The sequence below is a fragment of the Streptomyces sp. NPDC048349 genome (assembly GCF_040651925.1).
GTDB lineage: Bacteria > Actinomycetota > Actinomycetes > Streptomycetales > Streptomycetaceae > Streptomyces.
On the sequence record NZ_JBEZLA010000065.1, the window covers coordinates 26,867 to 35,749 of the forward strand.

At 74.1% G+C, this 8,883-nt stretch carries 9 protein-coding genes and 1 tRNA gene; 8 read left to right on the forward strand and 2 right to left on the reverse strand.

The window, feature by feature from the left end; all coding sequences use genetic code 11:
• The first annotated feature begins 34 nt into the window (after window positions 1–34).
• From AB0D44_RS28415 to AB0D44_RS28425, 3 genes are all read left to right on the forward strand, one after another.
• The gene (locus AB0D44_RS28415; RefSeq protein WP_362596059.1) at window positions 35–898 is read left to right on the forward strand and encodes a geranyl diphosphate 2-C-methyltransferase; all 864 of its coding nucleotides are present in this window, start codon (window positions 35–37) and stop codon (window positions 896–898) included.
• An 86-nt stretch (window positions 899–984) separates the two neighbouring features.
• On the forward strand, window positions 985–2,727 hold the full coding sequence (locus AB0D44_RS28420) for a glycoside hydrolase family 71 protein (RefSeq protein WP_362596061.1): 1,743 nt from the start codon (window positions 985–987) through the stop codon (window positions 2,725–2,727).
• 136 nt (window positions 2,728–2,863) lie between these two features.
• Window positions 2,864–4,018, forward strand: coding sequence for an aminotransferase class V-fold PLP-dependent enzyme (locus AB0D44_RS28425; protein WP_362596063.1), 1,155 nt, complete (start codon window positions 2,864–2,866; stop codon window positions 4,016–4,018).
• A gap of 4 nt (window positions 4,019–4,022) precedes the next feature.
• On the opposite strand, the gene cobF is transcribed toward AB0D44_RS28425, so the two are convergent.
• Window positions 4,023–4,775, reverse strand: a complete 753-nt coding sequence (gene cobF, locus AB0D44_RS28430) for a precorrin-6A synthase (deacetylating) (protein ID WP_362596065.1) — start codon at window positions 4,773–4,775, stop codon at window positions 4,023–4,025.
• 18 nt (window positions 4,776–4,793) lie between these two features.
• Here cobF and AB0D44_RS28435 point away from each other — a divergent pair, with 18 nt between their 5' ends.
• The 4 genes from AB0D44_RS28435 to AB0D44_RS28450 are packed head-to-tail and all read left to right on the forward strand — an operon-like array spanning window position 4,794 to window position 8,044.
• A complete protein-coding gene (locus tag AB0D44_RS28435; protein WP_362596067.1) occupies window positions 4,794–5,549 on the forward strand; it encodes a (Fe-S)-binding protein in 756 nt (251 codons plus the stop codon).
• Window positions 5,546–7,015, forward strand: coding sequence for a lactate utilization protein B (locus tag AB0D44_RS28440; protein ID WP_362596069.1), 1,470 nt, complete (start codon window positions 5,546–5,548; stop codon window positions 7,013–7,015). Before AB0D44_RS28435 ends, AB0D44_RS28440 begins: the two co-directional genes overlap by 4 nt.
• Complete coding sequence (locus AB0D44_RS28445) at window positions 7,012–7,644, forward strand: LUD domain-containing protein (RefSeq protein WP_362596071.1); 633 nt, start codon at window positions 7,012–7,014, stop codon at window positions 7,642–7,644. The genes AB0D44_RS28440 and AB0D44_RS28445 overlap by 4 nt, the downstream gene beginning before the upstream one ends.
• A 4-nt stretch (window positions 7,645–7,648) precedes the next feature.
• On the forward strand, window positions 7,649–8,044 hold the full coding sequence (locus AB0D44_RS28450) for a VOC family protein (RefSeq protein ID WP_362596073.1): 396 nt from the start codon (window positions 7,649–7,651) through the stop codon (window positions 8,042–8,044).
• Window positions 8,045–8,113: 69 nt separating this feature from the next.
• Here AB0D44_RS28450 and AB0D44_RS28455 read toward each other — a convergent pair whose 3' ends face one another.
• Entirely contained in the window at window positions 8,114–8,620 is a 507-nt protein-coding gene (locus AB0D44_RS28455) for a DUF309 domain-containing protein (RefSeq protein ID WP_362596075.1), read from the reverse strand.
• 108 nt (window positions 8,621–8,728) lie between these two features.
• On the opposite strand from AB0D44_RS28455, the gene AB0D44_RS28460 reads away from it, so the two are divergent.
• Window positions 8,729–8,802 (forward strand) — tRNA-Pro (locus tag AB0D44_RS28460).
• Window positions 8,803–8,883 lie beyond the last annotated feature (81 nt).

An 8,883-nucleotide genomic window follows, 5' to 3' on the forward strand; every position in this document is an offset into this window, starting at 1 on the left:
GCCCGTGCCGAGCAGCCGAAAGGACCCACCCGTCATGACCCCCTCCCAGGACGCTCCCGGGACCGGCGTCCTCACCAGCCGCTACCAGCGGTCCGTGGCCGCCTACTGGAACCAGGAGAAGAACCCCGTCAACCTCCGCCTCGGCGAGGTCGACGGCACCTACCACCACCACTACGGCATCGGCCAAGCCGACTGGAGCGTGCTCGACGGCCCCGAGTCGAGCCGGGAGGAGCGCGTCGTACGCGAACTGCACCGGCTCGAATGCGCCCAGGCGGACCTCCTCGCCGACCACCTCGGGGACCTCGGGCCCGGGCACCGCGTGCTGGACGCGGGCTGCGGCCGCGGCGGCGGGAGCTTCGTCGCCCACCAGCGCTACGGCTGCCGGGTGGACGGCATCTCCATCTCCGAATCCCAGGTGGCCTTCGCCAACGAGCAGGCCCGGCAGCGCGGGGTCGCGCAGGAGGTCCGCTTCCACTTCAGGAACATGCTCGACACCGGATTCCCGGCGGGCTCCATGAGCGCGATCTGGAACAACGAGAGCACCATGTACGTCGAACTCGCGCTGCTCTTCGCCGAGCACGCAAGGCTGCTGCGCCGCGGCGGCCGCTACGTCACCATCACCGGCTGCTACAACGACGCCTACGGGCTCCCCTCCCGGGCCGTCAGCGAGATCAACGCCCACTACATCTGCCATGTCCATCCCCGCAGCACCTACTTCAAGGAGCTCGCCGCCCACCGGCTCGTTCCCGTCGGCGTGGTGGACCTGACGGCCGCCGCCATCCCGTACTGGGAGCTGCGCGGCCGCTCCGCCCTGACCACGGGCATCGAGGACGCCTTCCTGGAGGCCTACAAAGGCGGCAGTTTCCAGTACCTGCTGATCGCCGCCGACCGGGTCTGATTCCGGGAACGGTTGTCCGAAAGCCGATCTTGGGCTCTACTGCTGTGCAGCCCCCCGACGGGGGCACGTGCGGGGGAGGGACCAGAATGACAGCGGACCGGCGGACGGACCGGCGGACGGACCGGCGGACGGGCCGGCGGGCGGGCCGGCGGGCGGGCCGTCCGGTGTCGCACCGGCGTCGATCGGGATTCCGCGGCCGCAGGCCGCTGCTGACCCTGCTCGTCTCCGCCTTCCTCCTCGTCGGGGTGTGCGCGGCCACCGGCATCGCCTGGGACCCCTTCGACCCGGCGTCCGCACGCGGCGCTTCCGCCCCGGAGATCAACGCCCCCCAATCCGGCGACCCCGGTGCCGCGTCCGCGGACCCCGCACCGGCCGCCCCGCCCCCCGCCGCCGGAACCCCGCCGCCCACCCCGGGCGCGGCAGCCGGCGACGCCCCCGGGGACGCGGCCGGCACGGGCGCGGCGCGCCCCGCCGGAGCCCTGCCCTTCGACCTGCCCCAGCAGGCCGTCCTGCGCTCCGGCGCGGCCGGCAAGAAGCTCGTGTTCGCCCACTACTTCACCCCCTACCCCCTCTCCCTCGACAACGCGCCCGCGGACGGCGACTACTACACCCGCCACTACCTGAACCCGGCCGGGGAGAGCGGCAAGCACGGGAAGTACGGCGGCCTGCTGCGCGACCGGCCGCTTCCCGTCGAACCGAAGTCCGGTGACTGGGAGTACGCCAACCTCCAGCAGGAGGTGCGCACCGCCCGGGCGGCGGGCCTCGACGGGTTCACCCTCGACGTGCTCTCCCTCTCCGGCCGGAACTGGGACCGCTGCAACCTGCTGATGGCGGCGGCCCGTTCGGTGGATCCCAGCTTCAAGATCATGCTGATGCCCGACATGACCTCGCTGAAGACCGACGATCCCGCCGTCCTCGCCGAGGCGATCGCCACGCTCGGCGACGCCCCGGCCGCCCACCGGCTCCCCGACGGCCGGCTCGTCGTCTCCCCCTTCAAGGCGGAGGAGAAGAGCGCCGCGTGGTGGACCGAGGTCCTGGAGGTCCTGCGCACCCGGCACGGCGTCAGGACCGCGTTCGTCCCGCTCTTCCTCGACTTCGACGCCCACCACGGCGCGTTCGCCCCCATCAGCCACGGCTTCTCCGAGTGGGGCAGCCGCAGTTACGTCGGGCAGGAGAGCAGCACCCGGGACGTCCGGCGGGCGCACGACCTGGGCAAGATCTGGATGCAGCCCGTCTCGGTCCAGGACGCGCGCCCCAACCAGGGCGTCTACGACGAGGCCGGCAACACCGCCACCCTGCGCTCCACCTGGACGCACGCGATCGAGGACGGGGCCGACTGGGTGCAGCTCACCACCTGGAACGACTACTCGGAAGGCACCCAGTTCGCACCCTCCCTGCACAACGGCCACGCCTACCTGGACCTGACCTCCTACTACCTCACCCGGTTCAAGACGGGCAGCTGGCCGAAGATCGTCCGGGACACGCTGTACCTCACCGCCCGCACCCAGTTCGCGGCCGCCGATCCGACGGGCGACCAGTCGCTGCTGATGGCCCCGCGCAAGGGCAGCGCCGCGCCCCGGGACACGGTGGAGGTGCTCAGCTTCCTCACCGAGCCCGCCGTCGTGCGGACGGCCGTCGGATCCGCGAAGGACACCCACCAGGCCCCCGCGGGCGTGCACTCCGAGCTGCTGCCGCTGAAGACGGGCGCCGCCTCGGCGGCGGTGGTGCGTGGCGGCAAGACCGGGGCGCAGGTGCGGCTGCCGCACCCGGTGGACCGCACGGTGGAGGTCCAGGACCTCCAGTACCACGCGGCGACCAGCGGCCGGTAGCGGCAGGGGTACGGGCGGGCCCACGGCACCGGGCGGGCCGGGGCAGGCCACCCTGTCGCGATTGGCCTTGTCGGGCCGGGCGCCGCCCTTGCATGATCCGGAAGCAGCCCCGCCGCACCGCTCACCCGGAGGTACCGTGACCGAGCCGTCCATCCCGTCCACCCCGACCGCCTTTCCCGGCGGCCGGTCCCTCTTCCGGCTGGACCCCGACGTCGCCCACCTCAACCACGGCTCCTACGGCGCGGTCCCCGTCCCCGTCCAGGAAGCACAGGAGGCGCTGCGCGCCGAGGCCCACGCCGACCCCGACGCCTTCTTCAACGGGGTCTCCGCGCGCCTGGACCGGGCCCGGGCCACGATCGCAGCCCGTCTCGGCGCGGACCCCGAGGGCATTGCCTTCATCTCGAACGCCACCGAGGGCGCCAACCTCGCCCTCGACGCCATCCCGCTCGCCGACGGCGACGAGATCCTGGTCACCGACCACGGCTACGGCACCGTGACCGCGGCGGCCGCCCGCCGGGCCACCGTCACCACCGTGGCCCTGGACCCGCGGCTGCCCGACGAGGACGCCGTCCGCGAGACCGTGCTGGCAGCGCTCACGCCCCGCACCAAGGTGGCCCTGCTCGATCACGTCAGCTCGCCGACGGCCCGCCTCGTCGCGGGCCCCCGGCTCCTCGCCGACCTCGCCGCGCGCGGGATCACCACCGTCGTCGACGGGGCCCACACCCCCGGCACGCTGGCCGAGCCGATCGCCGCCGGCGCGGACTTCTGGTTCGGGAACCTGCACAAGTGGGGCTACGCCCCGCCCGGCAGCGCCCTGCTCGCCGTGGCCCCCGCCCACCGGGCCCGCGTCAGGGCCCTGGTGCCCTCCTGGGAGGACCACCGGGGTTTCCCCCGCTCGGTCGAATACCGGGCCACCGCCGACTACACCGGCTGGCTGGCCGCCCCCGAGGGCCTCGACCTGATCGACCGCCTCGACGCCGCCAAGGTACGGGCCCACAACAGCGCGCTCGCCGGGTACGGCGCGGACCTGCTCGCCCGGCTGCCCGGGTTCAGCGTCCTGCCGCACACCCCGGGCCTGCCGATGCGCTCCCTGCTGCTGCCGCGCGGCCTCGCCGAGACCCAGGAGGCCGCCCGTACGCTGCGCGAGGACATCGCGGCGAAGCTCCGTACCCGGGTCCTGGTCTGGCCCCGGCCGGGCGGCGGCGGCCTGCGCGTCTGCGCGCAGGTCTACAACCGTCCCGAGGAGTACGAACGCCTCGCCGCCGCCCTGCCCGCCTTCCTGTCGGCGTGAGGGCTCAGTCGCGCCGCAGCAGGTACGTGTCCATGATCCAGCCCTTGCGGGCGCGGGCCTCGGTGCGCAGCTCCTCGATCCGGCCGGCGACGTCCGCGAGCTTGCCCGAGACCAGGATCTCGTCCGGGGTGCCGACGTAGGCCCCCCAGTAGATGAACAGGTCCCGGTCCAGGTGCGCGGTGAAGGCGTGCCGCGCGTCCAGCATCACCACCACGTCGTCCACGTCCTGCGGCCAGCCCTCGGCCAGCCGCCGCCCGGTGGTGATCTGGACCGGCCGCCCGACCCTGTTCAGGTTCGTCCGGTGCCGCGCCAGCAGCGCCGAAATGCTGCTGATGCCCGGGACCACCTCGTGCTCGAAGGCCACCCGGCCCCGCTCCAGCACCTCGTCGAGGATCGCGAGCGTGGAGTCGTACAGCGACGGGTCGCCCCACACCAGGAACGCCCCGGTCTCGCCCTCCGCCAGATCCTCCGCGATGAACCGCTCGAAGAGCTCGGCCCGCGCGCTGCGCCAGCCGTCCACCGTCGGGGTGTAGTCGGCCGGGGTGCGGTCCCGGTCCGGGTCGCGGCCCTCCACCAGCCGGTGGCCGGGACGGGCGTGCTCGTCGAGCATCGCGCGCCGCAGCCCCGTCAGGTCCGCCTTCTCCTCGCCCTTCTCCAGGATGAGGAATGCGTCCGCCGCGCCGATCGCCCTGACCGCCTGGAGGGTCAGATGGTCCGGGTCGCCCGCGCCTATGCCGATCACTGAGAACTTCTTCACGCCGCTATTCTGCCCCTCATGCGTGCCGCCCTGTTCGTCACCTGCGTCAACGACGCGCTGTACCCGCGCACGGGCGTCGCCGTCGTACGCCTCCTGGAGCGGCTCGGCGTCACCGTGGACTTCCCGGCGGCCCAGAGCTGCTGCGGGCAGCCCCAGTACAACACCGGCTACCGGCACGAGGCCGAACCGCTGCTGCGGCGCACGGCCGAGGCCTTCGCCGGGTACCCGTACGTCGTCACCCCCTCGGCGTCCTGCGCCGCGATGGTCCGCGAACAGTACCCGCGCATCGGCCGGAAGGCGGCGGCGGAGGGGCGCGACGGCGAGCTGGCCGCCCTCGCCGACGGGCTGGCGCCGCGCGTGTACGAGCTGACCGAGTTCCTGGTCGACGTGCTGGGAGTGACCGACGTCGGCGCGTACTTCCCGCACACCGTCACCTACCACCCCTCCTGCCACGGCCTGCGCGGCCTCAGGCTGGGAGACCGGCCGCGCCGGCTGCTGGCCGCCGTCAAGGGCCTGGAACTGCTCGAGCTGCCCGGCGCCGAGGAGTGCTGCGGCTTCGGGGGCACCTTCGCCGTCAAGAACCCGGACGTATCGGCCGCGATCGGGATCGACAAGATCCACAGCGCGGCCGCCACCGGGGCCCGGGTGCTGTGCGGCGCCGACACCTCCTGTCTGGCCCACCTGGACGGCCTGCTGCGCCGCGCCGGCGCACCGCTGCGGGCCCTGCACCTCGCCGAGATCCTGGCCGCGACCGAGCAGGAGCCCCCGTCATGACCGGCACGTTCCTCGGCATGCCCGCGTTCCCCGAGGCGGCCCGCACCGCCGTGGGCAACGGCGTCCTGCGCGCCAACCTGCGCCGCGCCACCCACACCATCCGCGACAAACGGGCCCGCGCGGTCGCCGAACTGGCCGACTGGGACCGGCTGCGCGCCGCAGGCCGCGCGGTCAAGGACCACACCCTGCGCCATCTCGACCGCTACCTCCTCCAGCTGGAGGCCGCGGTGAGCGCCGCGGGCGGCACGGTCCACTGGGCGGCCGACGCGGACGAGGCCAACCGCATCGTGACGGAGCTGGTGCTCGCCACCGGGGAGCGCGAGGTCGTCAAGGTCAAGTCCATGGCCACCCAGGAGATCGGGCTCAACGAGGCGCTGGAGGCCGCCGGGATCGCCGCGTACGAGACCGACCTCGCCGAACTCATCGTCCAGCTCGGCCGCGACCGCCCCTCGCACATCCTGGTCCCGGCGATCCACCGCAACCGCGCCGAGATCCGTGACATCTTCCGCACGGAGATGGGCCGGTGGGGACGCCCGGCGCCCGAGCCGCTGGGCGACGACCCGCGCGAACTCGCCGAGGCGGCCCGCCTGCACCTGCGCGAGAAGTTCCTGCGGGCCAAAGTCGCCGTCTCCGGGGCCAACTTCATGGTCGCCGAGACCGGCACCATGGTCGTCCTGGAGTCCGAGGGAAACGGCCGGATGTGCCTGACCCTGCCCCGTACCCTCATCTCGGTCGTCGGCATCGAGAAGGTCGTCCCCACCTTCCGCGACTTGGAGATCTTCCTCCAGACCCTGCCGCGCTCCTCGACGGCCGAGCGGATGAACCCGTACACGACGATGTGGACGGGCACCACCGAAGGCGACGGACCCGCCGCCTTCCACCTCGTCCTCCTCGACAACGGCCGCACCGACACCCTCGCCGACGAGGTCGGCCGCCAGGCCCTGCGCTGCATCCGGTGCTCCGCCTGCCTCAACGTCTGCCCCGTCTACGAACGGGCCGGCGGCCACGCCTACGGATCGGTCTACCCGGGCCCCATCGGCGCCATCCTCAGCCCCCAACTCCGCGGCACCGCCGGCGAGATCGACGCGTCACTGCCCTACGCCTCCACCCTCTGCGGGGCCTGCTACGAGGTGTGCCCCGTGGCCATCGACATCCCCGAGGTCCTCGTCCACCTGCGCGAACGGGTCGCCCAGGGCGGCCCCGTGACCCGGGACGGCATCCGCGTCACGCTCCGCCCGGCGCACGGCCACACCGCGGAACGGGCCGCCATGCGCGCCGCCCGGCTGCTGCTGGACCGGCCGGGCGCGCTGCGCGCGGGGGAGCGCCTGCTGGCCCGGGCCCGCCGGCTCGCCCCCCGCCGGCTGCCGGGACCGGGCCGGGCGTGGACCGACACCCGCGAACTGCCCCGCCTTCCCGCCGAGTCCTTCCGCGACTGGTGGGCCCGAGAACGGGGGAACCCGCAATGAGCAGCAGGGACCGCATCCTGGGCCGGATCCGCCGGGCCCTGCCGGCGGACACCCCGCACACGGAGGTCCCCCGGGACTACCTCCGCGTCCACGGCACCCGCACGCCCGCCCAGAGCGCCGACCTGCTCGCAGCCCACCTCGCCGAATACCGGGCGAAGGTCCACCGCACGGACGAGGACGGCCTGCCGCTGCTGCTGATGCGGCTGCTCGCGGCACGCGGCTCCACGACGGTCCTCGTCCCGCCCGCCCTGCCCCCGCACTGGCTCGCGGCAGCCGACCCGACCCGCGTCCACGACCGGGCCGGATCCACCGCGGCCGAACTCGACCGGGTCGACAGCGTCGTCACCGGCTGCGCCCTGGCCGTCGCCGAGACCGGCACCATCGTCCTCGACGGCGGCCCCGACCAGGGCCGGCGCCGCATCACCCTGATCCCCGAGCACCACATCTGCGTGGTCCGCGTGCCGGACCAGGTGGTGGACTCGGTACCGCAGGCTCTGGAACGCCTCGACCCCGCCCGCCCGCTGACCTGGATCTCCGGCCCCTCGGCCACCAGCGACATCGAACTCGAGCGCGTGGAGGGCGTGCACGGCCCCCGCACCCTGGAGGTGGTCCTCCTCGACGCACAATGAGGCCATGCCATCCCACATCGCCCTGACCGCCCTCGTGGTCCACGACTACGACGAGGCCATCGACTTCTACACCCGCGCCCTCGGCTTCGACCTCGCCGAGGACACCGCCCGCCCGGACGGCTCGCGCTGGGTCGTGGTCCGCCCGCCCGGCGCCAAGGAGGCCGCGCTGCTGCTGGCCCGCGCCAAGGACGAGGCCCAGCGCTCCCGCGTCGGCGACCAGACCGGCGGCCGCGTCGGCTTCTTCCTCCACACCGACGACTTCGCGCGCGACCACGCCCGGATGACGGCCGAGGGCGTGCGCTTCCTCGAGGAGCCGCGCCACGAGGCGTACGGCTCCGTCGCCGTCTTCGAGGACCTGTACGGAAACCGCTGGGACCTGCTGGAGCCCGCCGCGTCGTAGAGCCGGGCGGGCGTGGCCGGTGACGCCGATGGCGGACCGTACCGAGTCGGGCGCGCGGGCCGCCGCCGGTCAGGCGCGGCGCGGCCCGCCGGGGGCGTTCGGCGGGCCGGCCAGGCCGGGGGCCTCGGCCGCCGCGTCGACGTGTTCCCCGGCCGCCACCCGCCCGGCCAGCTCCCGGGCCCACCCCACCAGCCCCGCGACGTCGATCCCGTACGCGTCCTCCAGCCCGGCCAGGGCGTCGGCCCCGCGCAGCAGCAGCCGCGCCCCGCCGACCGCGTTGCCGCGCGCCGCGTGCGTCAGCCCGACCGCGAGCTGGGCGAGCCCCCGCCACAGCGGCGCCGCCTCCTCGGACCCCGACTTCCAGGCGTCCTCGAACACCTCGTGCGCGTGGAACGGCATCCCGGCGTCCAGCAGCCGCTGCGCCTCCACGACCGTCTGCCCGGGCGAGCGCACCACCCCCTCGGGCTGGCGCTCCACGCCGGCCACGCCGTACGGCAGCGGCCGCCCCAGCCCGTCCCTCGGCCGCGCACTGCGCGCCCGCCCCTCGACATCCCGGTCCCGGTCCCGTGCGTTCACCCCCTCATCTTCGCCCGCGCCGATTACCGGTGCATGAACACCCCTCGGCGTGGGGTAATGTTCTGCATGTGCCGCCGAGCAGGGGGAAACCCCAGGTGGAAGGCACAACGGGACGTGGCGCAGCTTGGTAGCGCACTTGACTGGGGGTCAAGGGGTCGCAGGTTCAAATCCTGTCGTCCCGACTTTTCGAAGTCGCAGGTCGTGGGGGGGGGGTGGGGGTTATACAAACGCGGCCCCCCGGGGGGGGCGCCCCCCCCCGCGCC